Consider the following 18,551-nt stretch of genomic DNA (forward strand, 5'->3'; position numbering starts at 1 on the left):
CCGCCAGGCCGGCACGCGGCGCTGGCGACCGGCCGGGCGTGGCGAGGGCGGGCACCCTGGAGCTGAACATCCACGCTGATCTATGGTGTTGATCGGCAGATGGCCTGCGGGGAAACCACACCGCATCCACACGGAGCCAGGGATGGGGCAGCAGATGGCGAGCCAGAGACGAACCGAGCTGGTCGAGGGCCTGATGGCGAGCTTCCCCCAGGTGCCCCGGGAAGCCGTGATCAAGGAGGACCTGCTGCGCGGCGGCATGGCCTTCGACGAGTCCGCGCTCAGCGGCAACGAGGACGGCGACGTCAAGCCGAAGTCGTATTTCATCTTCTCGTTCGACCACCGCACCCTGCCGGAGCTGGGCGCCGCGGCCCTCAACCGGCCGCCCGAGGAGATCGTGCTCACCGGCGGGCCGTACGAGCTGCGCCGCACCGTGGTGTCCGTCCGCGTCAACCCCACGTCGCCGTATGTGGTCCGGGCCGGGGAGGACGGTGCGCTGGGCCTGTATCTGGACGGTGCGCGCATCGCCGATGTGGGGCTGCCCCCGATGCCGGACTACTACCGCCACACCCTGTCGAACGGCAAGTCGGTGATGGAGGTCGCGCCCACCATCCAGTGGGGCTATCTGGTCTATCTGACGGTCTTCCGGGTGTGCCAGTACTTCGGCGCCAAGGAGGAGTGCCAGTACTGCGACATCAACCACAACTGGCGTCAGCACAAGGCGGCGGGCCGCCCGTACACCGGGGTGAAGCCGGTCGAGGAGGTGCTGGAGGCGCTGGAGATCATCGACCGCCATGACACCGCCCGCACCTCCCAGGCGTACACCCTCACCGGCGGCGCGATCACCTCGCACATCGGCGGCCGGGACGAGGCCGACTTCTACGGCCAGTACGCGAAGGCCATCGAGGAGCGCTTCCCGGGCCGGTGGATCGGCAAGGTGGTGGCGCAGGCGCTGCCCAAGGACGACGTCCAGCGGTTCCACGACTACGGGGTGCGGATCTACCACCCCAACTTCGAGGTATGGGACCGGCGGCTGTTCGAGCTGTACTGCCCGGGCAAGGAGCGCTACATCGGCCGCGACGAGTGGCACCGCCGGATCCTGGACTCGACCGAGGTGTTCGGGGCGCGGAATGTGATTCCCAACTTCGTCGCGGGCGTGGAGATGGCCGAGCCGTTCGGCTTCTCCTCCGTGGCCGAGGCGATCGACTCCACCGCTGAGGGACTGCGGTTCTTCATGTCGCACGGTGTCGTGCCCCGGTTCACCACCTGGTGCCCCGAGCCGACGACACCACTGGGCAAGGCCAATCCGCAGGGCGCCCCGCTGGAGTACCACATCCGGCTGCTGGAGACCTACCGGGCGACGCTCGAGGACTTCGGGCTGGCCTCGCCGCCCGGATACGGCCCGCCGGGGCCGGGGCGAGCGGTGTTCTCGGTGAGCTCGTTCATGGACAGCCTGCCCGCCACGGAGCCCGAGCAGGAGCCGGTGGCACCCTGACGCCGACGGCCGCCCCCGGCTCGGGGGCCCTCCTCAGCCGACGTGGACGTGGGGGCGGCGGCCGCGGTCGGGTTCGGCCTCGCGGAGGACCTCACGGGTGACGGGGGCGACCTCTCCCTGGCCGAAGAGGAAGAAGCGCAGGAAGTGGGCCAGCGGATGGCCCTCCGTCCACTCGAAGTAGATGTGCGGGCGCTGTCCGGTGGCGTCCCGCACCCACAGCAGCAGCGCGGCCAGCGCGTTGGGGATGGTGGCGCTCTGCAGGGTCAGCACGCGGTAGCGGGCGTGGACCACCTCTCCGCACACCTGCAGTTCGCTTTCGAACTCGGACGGGTCGGCGACGGTGACCTCGACGAAGATGATGTCGTCCTCGGCCGGGATGTCGTTGTCCGCGCGGATCTGGTGTTGCTTCTCCCGGTATTCGGCCAGGTCGCGGCGTTCCGGCTTATTGGCGATGAAGCGGATCCTGCGGTGGGCGGTGTCGCGGATGAACCGTTCGGCCAGGGGGTCGAACGTCACGCTGGTGACCCGTAGCTCGAACGCCCTGGCGACCCGGGACAGCAGCGATACGGCCAGGATGCCGGCGATGAAGCAGGCGCCGATCTTGACTCCGTCGGGCCGTTCGATGACGTTGACCGCGGTGGTGTACAGGAAGATCACCGCGATGACGCCGAAGCCGAGGGTCCAGCCGCGCTGCCGGGAGCGCCGGGCGGCGATGGTGACGGCGATGGCGGCGGAGGTGATGAGCACGAGCACACCGGTGGCGTAGGCGCCGCCCTGGGCGTCCACATCCGCCTTGAAGAGCCAGGTCACCAGGAACGCGACGGCGATGAACACCAGCACCATCGGCCGGACCGCACGCGCCCAGTGGGGTGCCATGCCGTAGCGCGGCAGATAGCGGGGCATCAGGTTGAGGAGTCCGGCCATGGCCGAGGCGCCGGCGAACCAGAGGATGGCGATGGTGGAGGCGTCATAGACGCTGCCGAACGCCGAGCCCAGGTACTCATGGGCGAGATAGGCCAGGGCGCGCCCGTTGGCCTCGCCGCCCGGTTCGAACTCCCGCTGCGGGATCAGCAGGGTCGTGATGAAGCTGGAGGTGATGAGGAAGATACTCATGATCACCGCGGCGGTGGTCAGCAGCTTCCTGGCGCCCTGGATGCGTCCGGCGGGGCGCTCCGGGGTGTCGCCCGGCTTGCCCTCGATATGCGGCATGACGGCCACGCCCGTCTCGAACCCGGACAGGCCGAGGGCCAGCTTCGGGAAGATCACCAGCGCCACGCCGATCATCACCAGGGGACTGCCGCGCTCGGCGACCAACGCCTGGGACCAGTCGGGGATCACATGCGGGGCGGTGGAGATATGCCACAGCCCGACCGCCACCACGACGGCGTTGAGCAGCAGATAAGCCGCAACGAGCACCACCGCGATCCCGATGGCCTCGGTGAACCCCTTGAGGAACACCGCGCCGAGCAATCCCACCAGGATCAGGGTGACGGCCACCTCATGACCGTTCAGGGTCGCGGTGAGATGCGGATTCTCCACCAGGTGGGCGGTGGCGTCGGCGGCGGAGAGGGTGATGGTGATGAGGAAGTCGGTGGCCGCGAAGCCCAGCAGGGTGAGGACGAAGAGCTTGCCCTTCCAGAAGGTCAGCAGCCGCTCCAGCATCGCGATCGACCCCTGGCCGTGCGGACTCTCCTCGGCCACCCTGCGGTACACCGGCAGCGCGCCGACCAGGGTCACCACCACCAGCACCACGGTGGCCAGCGGGGAGAGCAGCCCGGCCGCCAGGGCGGCGATACCGGGCTGGTAACCGAGGGTGGAGAAGTAGTCCAGACCGGTCAGGCACATGACCCGCCACCACGGCCGGCCGTGGTGTGCGCTTTCCGGCTCGGCGTACGGGCCGGGCTGGCGCTTGGCCATGTCGGTCAGGCCCGCCAGCAGCCATCCGCGCAACCGGTGCCGTGCCCCGCCGTCGGAGGCGCCGCCGCCAGAGGTGGAGGAGACCACGGGGTACTCCCGTCGTACAGCGAAAGGGTCCCCGGCCATCGGTGAGACCCTTCGGTCAGCGTATGCGGGCCGGCCGGCCACCACCCGGCCGGTGCCGCCGGCCGAAGGACATCGCTTTCTCAGTGGGTTTTCATCTTCGGTCCGTACGGTTGCGGCACATGGACACCACCAAGACCGACCAACCGACCGACACCGCAGCACAGCCCGCAGAGGGCGAGGAAGCCACGGCTGAGGGCGCCGAGAACACTGTTGCGGACCCGCAGGAAGCACCGGACCTCGGGGAAACGTCCGATGACCTCGGAACCCCTCCCCCGGCCACCACGCCGAGCGTCGTCCCCGGCGCCGCCGCGGTCGTCGGCGCCGGCCTCGGGCTCGCCTCGCTCTCCGGTACCTGGCTCGGCACCATGCTGCAGGAGCGCAAGCAGCTGACCGGCCAGATCAAGGCCCAGTCCGGGGCGGCCGCCGATCAGATCGCCACGGTGTACGGCACTCCGTGGCACACCACGGCCCTCGTCAACGGGCTCTTCGCGCTGGCCGCCGTGGTGATCGCCGGTGTGGTGCTGCTGCGGCAGCGGCGGCCCGTCACGACCGGGGCCCCCTGGGTGACCGCGGTGGCCTGGGGAGCGGTGGCGCTCGGTGTGATCGGTCTGCTGATCGCGGCCGCCATGGGGCTCGACATCTTCAGCGATCTGCCGAAGGTGCCCGCCTCCCCGAACGCTCCGGCCGGCTGACCCGACCGGCTGACCCGATCCGAGCGCGCCCCGTGGTCCGGATGGCTCCCACGGGGCGCGCTCAGTCGTCAGGGCGTGTCACGATGTGCACGTCACGATTGAGGTCCCGGCATCGGGACACCCGCGAGGGGGACAGGCCGTCCGGCCGCCCCCGGGCGGAGAGCGCCACCAGGACGGCACGGACTTCCGCCTACGGAGTTTCCCGCCGATGAGCCGTTCCTCAACGCCCCCCTCCGACCGGCACGGGACACCGCGCACCCCTCACACGCCGGGCCCGCCGGAGACCTCGCACGCACCGGAGACCTCGCACGCACCGGAGACGCCGGACGCACCGGACAGCCGGCATGAGCCGGACAGGCCCAAGGCACAGGGGGGCCAGGACGCCCGGACCGCCGTCACCGTCTACGTCGCGCTCGGCGCCAATCTGGTCATCGCGCTGGCCAAGGCCATCGGCGGCGTCTTCGCCGGTTCCCCCGCGCTGTTGTCCGAGGCGGCTCACTCGGTCGCGGACAGCCTCAACGAGGTGTTTCTGCTCGCCTCCCTCAAACGCAGCAAGCGGGCGCCCGACGAACAGCACCCCTTCGGCTACGGCAAGGAGCGCTACTTCTGGGCGCTGCTGGCCGCCGTCGGCATCTTCGTCATGGGCGGCTGCTTCTCCTTCTTCCAGGGCGCCGAGGCGCTGAGCGCGGGCAGTTCCGAGGACCACAGCGGCTATCTGGTGGGCCTCGCGGTCCTGGGCCTGGCGCTCCTCGCCGAGGGCTCCTCGCTGGTCCGGGCGCTGTTCCAGGTCCGCGGGCACGCCCGGGAAGCGGGCCGTGGCATGGCGGCCGAACTGCGCAGGGGTGAGGACCCCACGCTGCGCACCGTCCTGGCCGAGGACTCCACCGCCTGTCTCGGTGTGGTGTTCGCCCTGCTCGGCATGTGGCTGCACATGGTCACCGGCGAGGTGGTCTACGAGGCCACGGCCTCCTTCCTGATCGGGGCGCTGCTGGTCTATGTGGCCTACCGGCTGGCCAGGGAGTCGCGCGGGCAGCTCATCGGCGAGGCGATCGACCCGGTCCAGCGCCGGGAGCTCCGCCGGTTCCTCGAGGGACAGCCGGAGATCGACACCGTGACCAGTCTGCTGACGATGCGTCTGGGCAACGATTCGACGCTGGTGGCGGCCCGGGTCGATCTCTTCCCCGGTCTCGACAGCGAGGAGGTCGAGGAGGTCCTGGTCCGCGTCAAGACGGCGATGGCGGAGATCTGGCCGCACGCCGACCAGATCTTTCTCGATGTCACCGACGCCTCGGCCAGGGACCGGGCGAAGGCGCGCGAGGACCGCCAGGCGCTCGATGAGACGGTGGCGGCCGTGGAACGGGAGGACCGCGGGGCGTGAGATTGGCACCGGCGGGCCTGGGTACCCGGTGAAGACCAGCCCACAACAGCGAACTCATGTACGGAGGCAGAACTGATGGGCCTCGGCGGTTGCATATTGATGATCGCGGTGGGAGGGATTCTCACCTTCGCCACCGACTGGAACGCCAGCGGCTTCAACGTCCAATTGGTCGGCCTGATCCTGATGGCCGTCGGCATCATCGGCACATCGGCGTATGTGAGTGTCTACAAGCGCCGGCGTGTCGTCGAACCGACGGCCGTGACGCCCCCCGTGGTCGAGGAGTCCGACCACCACCGGCACCATCACCACTACTGAGTGCCGGTCAGCCCCTTTCCGACAAGGTGGCCTCCGCCGCGGGCGGGGGCCACCTCGTCGTCGTACGACTTCCCCCGAGCGGACCGGCGCTGAGCCCCTTGCGGGACCCTTGACAGCCGCCTGTTTAAAACTGTCAGAATCTGGTGTGCGAAGGGTTGTTGTGGTCGGTCACGTGCCCTTCTCCACCACACAATCGTAGAGAAGGGGATCGCGATGGCGGTCACGCGCAGATCGTTATTGATCGCAGGCACCGCCGCCCCGATGGCCGAGGCACTTGTCACGGCCAATCCCGCTCAGGGCGCCACCGCGTCCCGCGCCCTGGGGGGACGGACGATCCCGCTCACGGACGGCTGGCGTTTCGCCCTCGTCAACCCCGGTGGGATCACCGACCCGACCGGTGCGTACGAGACCGCCCATGACCCGGCGTACGACGACTCGGCCTGGCGCGAGGTCGCGGTTCCGCACGACTGGAGCATCGAGCTCTCCCCCACCACCGACCACGGCACCAACGGCGGCACCGGATTCCTGCCCGGCGGCCTCGGCTGGTACCGCACCACCTTCACCCTGCCGCGCGCCCTTGAGGGCAAGCGGATCTCCGTCGAATTCGACGGCGTCTACATGGACTCGTCCGTGTACTGCAACGGACGGCTCATCGGTGAACACCCCTACGGATACACCGGCTTCGCCCTCGACCTCACCGAGGTGGCCCACACCGACGGCGCCACCCCCAACGTCCTCGCCGTCAAGGTGCGCAACCGGCTTCCCAGCAGCCGCTGGTACTCGGGCAGCGGCATCTACCGGCACGCCCGGCTCGTCGTCACCGAGCCGGTCCATGTGGCCCGGTGGGGCACGGACATCACCACTCCCGGCCTGGCCACCGCCCTGCGCGCCGGGCAGGCCACGGTGCGGGCGCGGACCCTCGTCGTCAACGCGTCGGACGGCCGGAGGCCGGTGACCGTGGTCTCCACCGTCAAGGACCCCGACGGGCGCACGGTGGTCCAGGCGCACTCCACCGTCACCGTCGGGGCGGGTGACACCCGTACCGCCACCCAGGAGCTCAGGATCGACCGGCCGCGGTTGTGGTCGTTCGACACCCCGGAGCGCTATGTCCTGGAGACCGAACTGCGGGTCGGGCAGGACACCACCGACCGGTACCGCACCCCCTTCGGGATCCGCCATGTCACCCTCGATCCCGACCGCGGATTCTCGCTGAACGGCGAGTACGCCAAGCTCCAGGGCGTCGATCTCCACCATGACCTGGGCGCGCTCGGCGCCGCCGTCAACACCGACGCGGTGCTGCGCCAGATGACCATCATGAAGAGCATGGGGGTCAACGCCCTGCGCACCTCCCACAATCCGCCCTCACCGGAGCTGATCGAGGTCTGCGAGCGGCTCGGCATCGTGATGCTGGTGGAGGCGTTCGACTGCTGGCGCACCGGCAAGAACACCTACGACTACGGGCGCTTCTTCGACGAGCACTGCGAGGCGGACATCACCGAGATGGTGCGCGCCGCCCGCAACTCCCCCGCCGTCGTCATGTGGTCCATCGGCAACGAGATCCCCGACTCCACCAGCGCCGCGGGGCTGGACATGGCCCAGCGGCTCATCGACGCCGTCCGCGCGGCCGATGACACCAGACCCGTCGTGATCGGCTCGGACAAGTACCGCGGTCTGCCCGCCGAGGGCTCCCCCGCCGACCTGATGCTCGCCAAGCTGGACGGGCTCGGCCTCAACTACAACACCGCCGCCTCGGTGGACGCCCTGCACGCCCGCTATCCGCGGCTGTTCCTCTTCGAGTCCGAGTCCTCCTCGGAGACCTCCACCCGCGGGGCCTATCAGGAGCCCGAGCACCTCAACACGGGCCAGAACCACACCCCCGGCAGGCGCGAGACCTCCAGTTATGACAACAACCTCGCCTCCTGGACGATGAGCGGCGAGTACGGGCTGAAGAAGGACCGGGACCGGAGGTTCTTCGCCGGGCAGTTCCTGTGGTCGGGCATCGACTACATCGGCGAGCCCACGCCGTATGACGTGTTCCCGGTGAAGGCGTCGTTCTTCGGCGCGGTGGACACCGCGGGCTTCCCCAAGGACATGTACTACCTCTTCAAGAGCCAGTGGACCAGCGAACCGATGGTCCATCTGGTCCCCATGGACTGGACCGGCCACCGGCCGGGCGAGATCGTGGAGGTGTGGGCCTACTCCAACGTCGGCACGGTGGAGCTGTTCCTGGGCGGCCGGTCGCTGGGAGTCCGCGAGTTCGACGCCAAGAAGACCGCCGACGGCCGTGCCTACCTGGAGACCACCGAGCCCACCGGCGACGACAAGACCGTTACCTCCGGCCCCTACCCCGGCAGCTACACCAGTCCGGGCGGCAGCGCCGGAAAGCTCCACCTCACCTGGAAGGTGCCGTTCGCACCGGGTGAGCTGAAGGCCGTGGCCCGGCGCGGCGGCCGGGTCGTGGCCACCGATGTGCTGCGCACGGCGGGACGTCCGCACACCGTACGGCTCACCCCCGACCGCGAGAGCATCGACGCCGACGGCCGCTCACTGTGCTTTGTGACCGCCGAAGTCGTCGACGCCCACGGTGTAGTGGTGCCCGACGCGGACCATCTGATCGCCTTCAAGGTCACCGGAGGCTCCCTGGCCGGGGTCGACAACGGCCGCCAGGAGAGCGCCGAGCGCTACCAGGCGAGCACCCGCACCGCCTTCCACGGCAAGGCCCTGGCCATCGTCCGATCCGGCACCAGGGCCGGGCCGCTGACCATCACCGCCCGCTCGGCGGGGCTGCGCACCGCGACCACCACCGTCCGCGCCACCGGCGGGACATCGGAACCGGTCACCCGCCCGGTGTCCTTCGCACCCGACCCCGGCCCCGGCGCCGCGGACGATCCACACGCCGACGCCAGCTATTCGGGCGCGCCGACCACCCTGCCCGCGGCCATGCTGGACGGCGATCCGGCCACCGGCTGGTCCAACGCCTTCCACAAGCCCGCCACGGCGCTGCTTCCCGCCTTCGACGGCGCCCGGAGGGCCGACTGGGTCTCGGTGACCTGGAACGGGAGGCGGCGGCTGCGCCGCGTCGAGGTGTCCTTCACCGTCGACGCCACGCACACCCTGCCCGCCTCGATCGAGGTCTCCGCATGGAACGGCCACGCCTACGCTCCGGTGCGCGGGGCATCCGTCGACTGGGCCACCGCCTCCGGCACCCCGACCGTCATCACCTTCGACCCGGTCCGCACCTCCCGGCTCCGGCTGGACCTCACCAGCCGTCATCCGGACGCGGCCGACGGCGCCCAGCGCATCGTCGCCTTCGAGGCCCGGTGATGGCCGCCACCGCACCGGCTCATCCCCAGCCGGCGGGGTAGCGGCGGCTCCGGGGCCGGATGGCCAGCGTGGACAGCAGGCCGGCGAATCCCACCACGACGACCACCAGGCCGGGGCCGAGGCTCTGGGCGTACGCCACGACGTCGTCGAGAGTCGAGACGCCGTCGTCGATCCCGGAGGTGCCGGGCGCGGCGCCCGTCTGGCCACCGGACGCGATGGACGGGTTGGCGCTCTGGGCCTTGGCGCCCGGGATGCTCACCTTGAGCGCGGTCAGCGCCTTGGTCACGGGCTGGAAGAAGGTCACTCCGCCCTTGGTGCAGTCGCCGCTGCCGCCGGAGGTGACGCCGAGCGCCACGCCCTGGGCGAAGAGCGGCCCGCCGCTGTCGCCGGGCTCTGCGCACACGGTGGCCTGGACCAGCCCGGTGACCGTGCCCTCGGGGTAGTTGACCGTCGCGTTGAGCCCGGTCACCTTGCCCGAGCGCAGCCCGGTGGTGCTGCCGCTGCGGAACACCTCCTGGCCCACCACGGGGTCGGCGACGCCGGTGACCCGCACCACCTGGCCGCCACCGACGTTGAGCACACTGCTCTGGTCCAGCGAGGTGTTCTCGTACCGCACCAGCGAGAAGTCATTGCCGGGGAAGCTGGTCTGGACCGTGGTGCCGATCCTGGTGCGGCCGGTGCCGTCGGTGAACCAGGGGGTGCCGGTGGGGCCGCAGTGCCCCGCCGTCAGGATGAAGCCGGTCTGGCCGTTGGTGACATTGAAACCGGCCGAGCAGCGGCTGCCGTTGGTGAACATCGGGGAGGCACCGGCGGTTCTGGTGGTGAAGGAGTCCGTCGTCCGCTGCGTGCGCACCTCGTCGCCCACCTGCGCGGCGAGGTCCTTCATCCTCGACCAGCGGGCGGTGGAGACGGTGCTGTCGCCGACCAGCACGACCTGGTTGGACTTGGGGTCCACCATCCACGCGGTGCCCGCCACCCGGGGCGCCGAGCGCAGCTTCTCGGTCGCGGAGTCCAGCTGTTCCATGCTGTACCGCACCCGTTTGGCGGTGGCCCCGGCCCGGCTGACCTCGCCCGCCGCCGTGTCGTCCGTCACCGCGACCACCGGACGGCCGTCAGCACCGATCCAGTTGCCCGCCGTACGGGAGGTACCGAGCGCGGACACCAGCCGTCCGCCCACATCGTCCGTCTGGCGCGCGGTCAGAGCTCTCGAACCGTCGCTTCCGGTCGTCCCGTGGGCCGATCCGCCCGGCACGGCCTGCGAGACCATCACCCCGCCACAGACCAGTGCCCCGACAGCCGCGAACCGCACGACCCGGCGCACGCCTCGCCGCATGTGCTTCACCACCCTGTCTCCTTACGTCGATCCAGCCGGGGCCTCGGACGGCGAAGGCCCTCCCCCTCATACGTAAGGAAGCGACGTCCTGCTCACTCCCCGGACGGAGCGGCGGCCACGGCTTGCCGCGGCCTGCGGGAACCGGGGATCAGCGCCGGTCGCCGTAGCGCTTGCCGAGGAACCCCCCGACCAGGGCGGCCGTGCCGCCGCCGAGGATGGCCGCGCCCTGGGTGGCCGCGTCATGGGCGAGGAAGTACGTGGCCACCCAGATGTACGCCACGACCGTGCCCGCGCCGAGCAGTGAGCCGAATGCCTGCAGTCCCGTGTGGACCCAGTCCATGCGGCGGCGGTGCTCGCGTTCCCGCTGGAGCTCGGTGAGCATCCACTCCACCGTGCCGGGCCTGACCGTCTCCCACTCCTTGGCCTGTTCCACCGGCAGCCGGTCACCCCAGGGCACCGCCGTCTCCGGGGGGCTGCCCGGGGCGGGGTTCTCACTCACGTTCTCGGTCACGGCGCCTCCCCCGGACGGTCCGGACGGGATGGAGGATCCACGGCCGCGGACCGTGGCGGAGGCGGACCGAGCGCGGTGAGGAAGTCGGCCATGTCCCGCTCCATCTCTCGCTCCACCGGACGTCGCGCCCGCCGCACCGGGGGCTGAGCGATCGCCAGGGACGCCAGATATCCCTCGCGCAGCGCCTGCCAGGGCCCGGCGGGCCGGTGGGCGGCCGCCTCCCCGGCATCCGGGCGCAGGGCGTCCAGCCACCGGGCCCGCCGGTCCCGCTGTCTGGCCGACGCGAAGCCGCGCGCCGCGAGCGCCAGCCACAGCAGGCCGAGGCACCCGAGCCCCACCCATCCGGGAATGTCGTCCAGGGAGCCGGAGCGCAGCGAGGGCAGGGCCACCGCCCCCGATACGGCGAGGAGGATCCCCAGCACGATGACGATCGGGACGAGGGCTCCGACGCTCACCGCGCTCGCCCGGGCGGCCGGTCGCACGGCCCCCACGGAGACCGGGGCGGCCCCCCTTGCCTGGGCCGGTGGGTCGGGCCAGGGCTCTTCCCGGGCCACGGTGCGCAGCAGCGCCTCGGCCTGCTCGGCCGTCAGCCGCCGTTCCGGGTCCTTGACCAGCAGACCCTCGATCAGCGGCCGCAGCGGACCCGCGTATCTCATGGGCCGCGGCGGGTCGTTGAGCACCGCGCTCATCAGCTCGCCCACGCTCTCCCCCTGGAACGGCACGACGCCTTCCACGGCCTCGTACAGGGTCACACCCAGGGACCACAGATCGGCCTTGAGCATCGCTTCCCCGGTCGCCGGACAGGGCGAGGGCGTGAAACGCTCCGGCGCCATGTAGGGGGGCGTTCCGACCACCGTGTCCTCGTCCACGAAGGTCAGGCCGAGATGGTCCACGAGCACGGCGGGGCCGTCCGGGCGGAAGAGAATATTGCGCGGTTTGACGTCCCGATGGGCGACCCCCGCCGCGTACAGCGCCCGTAACCCGCGCAGCACCTCCAGGCCGATCCGGGCGATCTCGGGCGCGTACGGCCGTCCGTCCCACTCATGCATCCGGTCCGCCAGCGAACGCGGGTCGAGGCGCTCCATGACGATCCAGACCCGGCCGTCCCGCTCGCCCAGGTCATAGATGGCGGCCAGATGCTGATTCACCGTCGCGGCGAGGACGCGGACCTCACGGCGCAGCCGTTCGTGCCACCGCCGGTACGCCTCCGGGTCCGGATCGCCGCCCGGGCGCAGCTCCTTGACGACGACGGGGCGACCGCGCGCCACGTCGTAGGCGTCCCAGACCAGGCTCATACCGCCCGCGCCCAGGCGCCCGCGCAGCTCGTACCGGCCGCCGAGCACGCTCCCGTGGGGCGATCCCCGCTCTGGGCCGTGCTCGTGCCGATCGTCGCCGGAGGTTCCCCCGGTCGTCCCCATCCGCCACCCCCTCACCAGCCGACTGACGCCCACAGTAAGGCGTCGGCCGGGCCCGGCGAAGAGGGTCGCGCGCACACGGACACGAGTGCGGTGGCGCACCGCGGCTCAGGAGGCGCCCTTCTCGTACGGCGCGCTGGTGAACACCACCTTGTCACGGGTGCCGTCGGTCACCCAGAACCGTTGCGGCTTCTCCCCGTAGAGCGCGAAGAGTGGGTCCGGTCCCCAGGCCAGCACGACCTCGTCCTTGCCATCGTGGTCGAAGTCCCCCGCGCCGAAGAGCCTGACGGCGCGCTGCTTCTTCGGCACCTTACGGCCGTCCAGGCGGGCCGGGACGGTGCGGTCGAGGGTGCGGCGGTGGGCGATCTCTCCGGGGGCGTCCGGGCGGATCGTCAGCAGTTCGGTGCCGCCGGTGCGCAGCGAAACGGCCAGTTCGTCGGTGCCGTCTCCGTCGGTGTCGGCCGCGGCGAGGACATCGCCGCCCAGGGCGGGGATTTTGACCGGCGAAGGCGTCGATCCGGCCGCGCGCTCGGTGTACACGCTCACCGACTGGCTGACGTCCGCGGGCTCGGTCCCATAGCCCGGTTCGTCGTTACGGCTACCGGTGTCGGCGACCGCGACATCCCGCTTCCCGTCGCCGTCGAAGTCGCCGAAGGCGATCGCATTGCCCTTGCGAAGGGTGCGGCCGGTGGTGGCGAGGCCGTCCGGGCCCGCCGTGAGGAGCGCGGACTCCATCTGGTCGTCGTCGCCCTGTGCGTGCACCACCAGGTCGGTGGGCCGGTCGCCGTCGATGGCGTCGGCGTACAGCTCCGCGATCTGGCCGCTGGGTCCGAGCGGATTGGCGTACGTCTCGGTGCGGGCGGCCCTGCCGTCGCGGCCGAACGGGCCGTACATCACGTGGAAGTCCTTGCCGCTCTGGCGCACGGCGGCCAGATCGTGGTGTCCGTCCCCGTTGAAGTCACCCGCCGTCAGGGGCCGCGGGATCTCCAGGCCGTCGTCGCCGTCGGCCAGCCGCACCGGAGTGGCGGGGGCTCCCCGGCGCGGCCCCTCGGGGCCGCCCCAGGTGATGTAGGGGAGCGTCTGGGTGGTGATGTGAACGCGCTCGCTGCCGGCCGGATCGCGCTCCTTGGTGGCGATGGCGATCACATCGGCGAAGCCGTCGCCGTCGAGGTCCGCGGTGGTCGCGGAGTGCATCTCGCCCGCGTTGCGCTCCTGCCACCCGGCGCCCGTGGGCAGGCCGAGGTCCGCACGGCCGAGCACGGTGCGGACGGCGGGGTCGACGCCCTTCGCCGCGCCGTACACGTAGGCGATACGGCGCAGGCTGCCGAGTTCCTGGTCGGAGGCGAGCGGGATTCTGAGCTCGGGGCGGCCATCGCCGTTGAGGTCGTCCGGCAGCGCGCTGCCCTTGCCCCGGCCGACGGGAGCGGTCGCGGTGGGGGTGACGACGGGTGAGGCCGTGCTGTTCCCGGCCCCGTCGCCGCCCTTCTTCGCATCGTCTCCACCGCCACCGCCGCACGCGGTGAGCAGCGCCAGCGCGGCGGCGCAGAGGGTGGCGGTGACGGGGCGGAGCCTGGTGGGGGATGCCATCAGGCCACGACAGCGCATCCGGTGGAGCAGCGCCATCGGAGAGATCATTTCGTTACGGCACAGCCACATTACGGAGCGGTCCACTACGGCGCACCCCCGTTGGCGCAGGCGCACCGTCAGGGCGCGCCTCCGTTGGCGCAGGCGCACCGTCAGGGCGCGCCCCCGCATTACGGCAGGCGCCCCGTCAGAGCGCCTTACGACACGCTCCCCGCCAGTGGGTGTCCGCAGCGCAGATTCCACCGGCCCGCACGGCCGCTGAGCTCCGTCGCGGTCAGCGGCGCGACGTCCAGTCGCCAGAACGCGGGCGCGGGAAGGCCGAGGGCGTGGACGAGCGCGGCCCGGACCACGGCCGGTTCCACGACGGCGAGCAGCCGCTCCTCGCGGGCGGGGGCGGGCGGCACCGCCGGTGACGGGCTTTCCCGGTGCGCCTCCAGCCAGGCCCCGATCCGCTCCGCCAGCTCCAGCAGCGACTCGCCGCCGTGCGGCGCGGCGGCCGGATCGGACAGCCACGCGGCGACCTCCTCCGGCGCCTCCTGCCCCACCTCGTCCAGCGAACGGCCCCGCCAGCGGCCCACGTCGAGATCGCCCAGCTCAGGCGCCACGGCGGCGTCGAGTCCCAGGGCCTGGGCGGTACCGCGGCAGCGCGCGGAGGGCGCGGTGAACGCGGTGTCGTGGTGGGGCAGCGCCGCGGCCGCCGCCTCGGCCCGGTGCACCCCGGCCGGGTCCGGCGGGGCGTCGTCGAACCGCACCTGCCGCAGCGCCGCGTTGACGGCGGGCGCGACCAACGTGATCCGCACCACCCAACCCCCTCACCCGTACCATTCGCCCACGTAGAAGCGCACATTCCGGCATCCGCGCCGTAGCGGAGGACGACCGTCGCGCGCTACGGTCTCATGACAAGACGACGGCGTGACGGAAGCCCGGTGAGATTCCGGCACGGTCGCGCCACTGTGTGTCCGGCGGAGCACCCGTACGCGGGCCGCCCGCCGGGCGAGTCAGACCCAGCGCCGTCGTATGAGTACCAACGACCGGGACGCGTGTTCCCCTGGAGGTTCCGCCATGGCACAGTCCGCCATTCCCGCACCCAGCGCTCAGCCGGTGCCGGAGATCACCCCCATCTCGCTGAAGGCCATCGCCCCGTGGGCGCTCTTCTTCGGCCTCCTCATGCTGATCCTCCTGTATTTCATCGGCGCCGAGCAGGGCGCCACCGCCGTCGTCTCCGGCGAGGGCGTGCACGAATGGGTCCACGACGGACGCCATCTGCTCGGCTTCCCCTGCCACTGACCTTCGACCTCCGCTTTCCGTCGCAGGGCCCGTCCCCAGGGGAATCGAAACGTTCATGAACTCCATATCCGTCCGGGCGTTGCTCGTCCGGGGCATGCTCGCGGGCCTCGTCGCCGCGCTGCCGGCGCTTGCCGTGGCCTATCTGCTCGGCGAGCCGCGCGTGGACTCGGCCATCGCGTTCGAGGAAGCGCACAGCCATGAGCACGGCGGCGCCGAGCTCGTCAGCCGCACCATGCAGTCCACCGCGGGGCTGAGTACCGGCGTCCTGGTCTACGGTGCCGCCTTCGGCGGCATCGCGGCCCTCGCGGTGTGTGTGGCCCTCGGCCGCATCGGCCGGTTCGGGCCGCGCGCCACCGCCGCGCTGGTGTCGCTCGGCGCGCTGGTGGCCGGCTACCTGGTGCCGTTCTTCAAATACCCCGCCAATCCACCGGCCGTCGGCGATCCGAGCACCCTCGACCAGCGCACCACGCTGTACTTCCTGATGGTGGTGCTCAGTGTGCTGCTGTCCGTGGCAGCGGTCATCCTCGGCAAGCGGCTCGCGCCGAGGCTGGGCAACTGGAACGCCACGGTGGCCGCTTCGGTCGCCTTCATCGTGGCGGTGGGTCTGGCGTACGCCTTCCTGCCGTCGTTCAACGAGGTGCCCGAGGGATTCCCGGCGTCAGTGCTGTGGCAGTTCCGGCTGGCCGCCCTGACGGTCCAGTGCACTCTGTGGGCGTCGTTCGGCCTGGTCTTCGGGCATCTGGCCGAGCGGCTGCTCTCGCCGCGGCCCACGGCGACGGACCAGGTGACGGCCACGGGCGCCACCGGCCTGGCCACGGCGGAACGGCCCTGATCACACCGGCGTGACCCGGGTGGCGGATCCCGCCACCCGGCAAGCGCAGCCGCAGATGCACATCACCACGAAACCCCACACGGTGGAGACATCGGACATCACCGACCGGGTTGGGGTGCTGTGGTATGCGCGTGACCGGACTTGGGCATGCTGGGCTGTTCATCGAAACCGCGGCGGGGACGGTGCTCTGCGATCCATGGGTGAATCCCGCCTTCTTCGGCTCGTGGTTTCCGTTCCCGGACAACACCGATCTGGACTGGGCGCACTATGGGCGCGCGGCGGACTATCTGTACGTCTCCCATCTGCACCGCGACCATTTCGACGCGGAGAATCTGCGCCGGAACGTGCGCAAGGACATCACCGTGCTGCTTCCGGCCTTCGCCACCGATGAGCTGGAACGCGAGCTGAGCGCGCTCGGCTTCACGAACTTCCTCCACACCCGGGCGGGCACACCGGTCGAGCGCGACGGCCTGCGCATCATGATCACCGCGCTGACCGGCCCCGGGGACGGCCCCATCGGCGACTCGGCACTCTCGCTGGACGACGGCGAGACGGTGCTGCTCAACCAGAACGACGCCCATCCGCTGGACATCGCGGCGATCCGGGAGTTCGGCGAGGTGGACGCGTACTTCGTCCAGTTCTCCGGAGCGATCTGGTATCCGATGGTGTACCAGCTGCCGGACTCCGCCAAGAAGGAGTTCGCCGCGCGCAAGCGGCAGGGGCAGTTCGACCGGGCGCTGCGCTATATCGACGCGGTGGAGGCCACGCATGTGTTCCCCAACGCGGGCCCGCCGTGCTTCCTCGACGACGAGCTCTTCGAGCACAACGGCACCGGCCGGGACGGGACAAGCATCTTCGTGGACCAACTGGAGTTTCTGCGCCAGCTGGGCCGGGCGCGCCCGGGGGTGCGGGCGCGTCTGCTGCTGCCGGGGACGGTGGCGGAGCCGGAGGGCACCGCGTGCAAGCTCACCCACCGCTACACCGAGTCGGAGATCGAGCACATCTTCGGTGAGAAGCGCGCGTATCTGCGGGACTTCGCCCGGCGGCAGCAGCCCGTGCTCGCCGCCGAGCGCGCCTCACGGGCCCCGGCGCTGCCGCGTGAGCGGCTGCTGGCCGAGCTGAAGCAATGGTGGGAACCGCTGTTGACCCGGGCCGACCGGATCTGCGCGGGCGTCGGCGGCCCGGCGCGGCTGGACGTGGGCGAGGTGCCGATCGTGATCGACTTCCCGGTGCGGGAGGTCCGTCTCTGGGACGGTGAGCGCTGCCGCTACACGCTGTCCACCTCGGCCGATCTGGTGGCCACCAACATCGAGCGGCGCGAGGTGGACTGGTCCAACAGCCTGCTGTTGTCGATGCGGTTCACCGCCAGCCGGATCGGGCCGTACAACGAGTTCCTGTATGTGTTCTTCAAGTGCCTGTCCATGGAGCGCATCGAGTACGTGGAGAACTACTACGACTCATGCCAGGACGACGGCCAGGACATCGAGCTGGACGGCTGGCGGGTGCAGCGGCGCTGCCCCCATCTGCGCGCCGACCTCAGCCGGTTCGGGCAGATCGAGGGCGAGGTGCTCACCTGCACCCTGCACGGCTGGCGTTACGACCTGTCCACGGGCCGCTGTCTGACGTCGGACGGACACGACATCCGCGCATCGGCCACGTCCTCCCCCGCCGCCGGATCCTGACCCACGGCCGGATCGACCGGTCACGTAACCGCGCTGTCCCGGACAGGACACGGACGCCCAGGCCACGGCCGTGAGGCTGTCCGGGACAGCGCTCAGCACCACCATCCGCCCCCGGGCACTGGCACATTCGTCTCCGTCGACCTCGCTCACTCGCAACGGAGGCAACGTGATGACACGCAAACTGCGCCGGCTCTCGCTCGCCGCGGCCGGGGGCATGCTCTCCCTGGGGGCGGTGCTCACCACCGCGGGCCACGCGAACGCCGCGCCCACCGCGACGTACTACGGCACATACGAGCAGCGTGACGGCTGTGTGTATCTGGTGACCTCGAGCGGCACTCCGTACTACCTCCCCGGCTACACCATGGGCGGCAACGGCGGCCTGTACAAGCAGGGTGGCGGCTTCATCGCCTACCCCGGCTGGAACATCAAGGCCAACGGAACCGCCTACACCAGCTCCGGTGGGACCACCCACTGCACGACATGGGGCGTCGACCGCCGGATCAAGGCAACGTCGATCTACGCCTACTGAGACCGACCGCCCGAGGGGGCCGGCCGTGGCGGCCATCGCCGCCACGGCCGGGCGTATCGCCTTGCAGTGCACTCGGCGCCGGCGCGAGCCTGGTGGCCAGGGCCGTCCCTACGATGGGTGGGGCCGGCGACGAT

At 71.0% G+C, this 18,551-nt stretch carries 15 protein-coding genes; 9 read left to right on the forward strand and 6 right to left on the reverse strand.

Translation table 11 applies throughout. The features are described from left to right. The first annotated feature begins 154 nt into the window (after positions 1-154). On the forward strand, positions 155-1,492 hold the full coding sequence (locus ACFYOY_RS29750; protein WP_351885601.1) for a radical SAM protein: 1,338 nt from the start codon (positions 155-157) through the stop codon (positions 1,490-1,492). 33 nt (positions 1,493-1,525) lie between these two features. Here the strand turns inward: ACFYOY_RS29750 and ACFYOY_RS29755 are convergent, their stop codons facing one another. Beyond that, the gene (locus ACFYOY_RS29755) at positions 1,526-3,409 is read right to left on the reverse strand and encodes an amino acid transporter (protein WP_388590651.1); all 1,884 of its coding nucleotides are present in this window, start codon (positions 3,407-3,409) and stop codon (positions 1,526-1,528) included. Positions 3,410-3,654: 245 nt separating this feature from the next. Between ACFYOY_RS29755 and ACFYOY_RS29760 the strand changes: the two genes are divergently transcribed. The 4 genes from ACFYOY_RS29760 (at position 3,655) to ACFYOY_RS29775 (ending at position 9,244) form a co-directional block, all read left to right on the forward strand. Further along, positions 3,655-4,227, forward strand: coding sequence for a hypothetical protein (locus ACFYOY_RS29760; RefSeq protein ID WP_351885250.1), 573 nt, complete (start codon positions 3,655-3,657; stop codon positions 4,225-4,227). A gap of 208 nt (positions 4,228-4,435) precedes the next feature. Next, positions 4,436-5,605 carry a cation diffusion facilitator family transporter gene (locus ACFYOY_RS29765; RefSeq protein WP_351885247.1) on the forward strand — a complete coding sequence of 390 codons (1,170 nt, stop codon included), beginning with the start codon at positions 4,436-4,438 and terminating at the stop codon, positions 5,603-5,605. A 75-nt stretch (positions 5,606-5,680) separates the two neighbouring features. After that, a complete protein-coding gene (locus ACFYOY_RS29770) occupies positions 5,681-5,920 on the forward strand; it encodes a hypothetical protein (protein ID WP_351885244.1) in 240 nt (79 codons plus the stop codon). 213 nt (positions 5,921-6,133) lie between these two features. Next, on the forward strand, positions 6,134-9,244 hold the full coding sequence (locus tag ACFYOY_RS29775) for a glycoside hydrolase family 2 TIM barrel-domain containing protein (RefSeq protein WP_388590602.1): 3,111 nt from the start codon (positions 6,134-6,136) through the stop codon (positions 9,242-9,244). A gap of 19 nt (positions 9,245-9,263) precedes the next feature. On the opposite strand, the gene ACFYOY_RS29780 is transcribed toward ACFYOY_RS29775, so the two are convergent. From ACFYOY_RS29780 to ACFYOY_RS29800, 5 genes are all read right to left on the reverse strand, one after another. Further along, a complete protein-coding gene (locus ACFYOY_RS29780) occupies positions 9,264-10,586 on the reverse strand; it encodes a S1 family peptidase (RefSeq protein ID WP_388590653.1) in 1,323 nt (440 codons plus the stop codon). A gap of 139 nt (positions 10,587-10,725) precedes the next feature. Next, positions 10,726-11,088: a hypothetical protein gene (locus ACFYOY_RS29785; RefSeq protein WP_351885235.1), complete on the reverse strand. Its 363-nt coding sequence runs from the start codon at positions 11,086-11,088 to the stop codon at positions 10,726-10,728. Continuing rightward, positions 11,085-12,506, reverse strand: a complete 1,422-nt coding sequence (locus ACFYOY_RS29790; RefSeq protein WP_388590604.1) for a protein kinase — start codon at positions 12,504-12,506, stop codon at positions 11,085-11,087. The genes ACFYOY_RS29785 and ACFYOY_RS29790 overlap by 4 nt, the downstream gene beginning before the upstream one ends. Positions 12,507-12,611: 105 nt before the next feature. After that, positions 12,612-14,126, reverse strand: a complete 1,515-nt coding sequence (locus ACFYOY_RS29795) for an FG-GAP repeat domain-containing protein (RefSeq protein WP_388590606.1) — start codon at positions 14,124-14,126, stop codon at positions 12,612-12,614. A gap of 158 nt (positions 14,127-14,284) precedes the next feature. Beyond that, positions 14,285-14,890 carry a histidine phosphatase family protein gene (locus ACFYOY_RS29800; RefSeq protein WP_351885226.1) on the reverse strand — a complete coding sequence of 202 codons (606 nt, stop codon included), beginning with the start codon at positions 14,888-14,890 and terminating at the stop codon, positions 14,285-14,287. Between the two features lie 259 nt (positions 14,891-15,149). Here ACFYOY_RS29800 and ACFYOY_RS29805 point away from each other — a divergent pair, with 259 nt between their 5' ends. The 4 genes from ACFYOY_RS29805 to ACFYOY_RS29820 all read left to right on the forward strand — a co-directional run bounded on the left by ACFYOY_RS29805 (position 15,150) and on the right by ACFYOY_RS29820 (position 18,417). Beyond that, positions 15,150-15,374 (forward strand): CbtB-domain containing protein, encoded by a 225-nt coding sequence (locus tag ACFYOY_RS29805; RefSeq protein WP_059148283.1) that lies wholly within the window; start codon positions 15,150-15,152, stop codon positions 15,372-15,374. 55 nt (positions 15,375-15,429) lie between these two features. Further along, the gene (locus tag ACFYOY_RS29810; protein ID WP_351885224.1) at positions 15,430-16,206 is read left to right on the forward strand and encodes a CbtA family protein; all 777 of its coding nucleotides are present in this window, start codon (positions 15,430-15,432) and stop codon (positions 16,204-16,206) included. A 125-nt stretch (positions 16,207-16,331) separates the two neighbouring features. Further along, a complete protein-coding gene (locus tag ACFYOY_RS29815; protein ID WP_388590609.1) occupies positions 16,332-17,888 on the forward strand; it encodes a Rieske 2Fe-2S domain-containing protein in 1,557 nt (518 codons plus the stop codon). A 169-nt stretch (positions 17,889-18,057) separates the two neighbouring features. Next, positions 18,058-18,417, forward strand: coding sequence for a hypothetical protein (locus ACFYOY_RS29820; RefSeq protein WP_351885219.1), 360 nt, complete (start codon positions 18,058-18,060; stop codon positions 18,415-18,417). Positions 18,418-18,551 lie beyond the last annotated feature (134 nt).

Source organism: Streptomyces sp. NPDC007875 (assembly GCF_042868035.1).
In the GTDB taxonomy this organism is placed as follows: domain Bacteria; phylum Actinomycetota; class Actinomycetes; order Streptomycetales; family Streptomycetaceae; genus Streptomyces; species Streptomyces antimycoticus.

Bases quoted from the DNA above. Each gene is read 5' to 3' on its own strand.
- ACFYOY_RS29750 (WP_351885601.1), top strand. From the start codon at position 155: ATGGCGAGCCAGAGACGAACCGAGCTGGTCGAGGGCCTGATGGCGAGC.
- ACFYOY_RS29755 (WP_388590651.1), bottom strand. From the start codon at position 3,409: ATGGCCAAGCGCCAGCCCGGCCCGTACGCCGAGCCGGAAAGCGCACAC.
- ACFYOY_RS29760 (WP_351885250.1), top strand. From the start codon at position 3,655: ATGGACACCACCAAGACCGACCAACCGACCGACACCGCAGCACAGCCC.
- ACFYOY_RS29765 (WP_351885247.1), top strand. From the start codon at position 4,436: ATGAGCCGTTCCTCAACGCCCCCCTCCGACCGGCACGGGACACCGCGC.
- ACFYOY_RS29770 (WP_351885244.1), top strand. From the start codon at position 5,681: ATGGGCCTCGGCGGTTGCATATTGATGATCGCGGTGGGAGGGATTCTC.
- ACFYOY_RS29775 (WP_388590602.1), top strand. From the start codon at position 6,134: ATGGCGGTCACGCGCAGATCGTTATTGATCGCAGGCACCGCCGCCCCG.
- ACFYOY_RS29790 (WP_388590604.1), bottom strand. From the start codon at position 12,506: ATGGGGACGACCGGGGGAACCTCCGGCGACGATCGGCACGAGCACGGC.
- ACFYOY_RS29795 (WP_388590606.1), bottom strand. From the start codon at position 14,126: ATGGCGCTGCTCCACCGGATGCGCTGTCGTGGCCTGATGGCATCCCCC.
- ACFYOY_RS29805 (WP_059148283.1), top strand. From the start codon at position 15,150: ATGGCACAGTCCGCCATTCCCGCACCCAGCGCTCAGCCGGTGCCGGAG.
- ACFYOY_RS29810 (WP_351885224.1), top strand. From the start codon at position 15,430: ATGAACTCCATATCCGTCCGGGCGTTGCTCGTCCGGGGCATGCTCGCG.
- ACFYOY_RS29815 (WP_388590609.1), top strand. From the start codon at position 16,332: ATGCGCGTGACCGGACTTGGGCATGCTGGGCTGTTCATCGAAACCGCG.
- ACFYOY_RS29820 (WP_351885219.1), top strand. From the start codon at position 18,058: ATGACACGCAAACTGCGCCGGCTCTCGCTCGCCGCGGCCGGGGGCATG.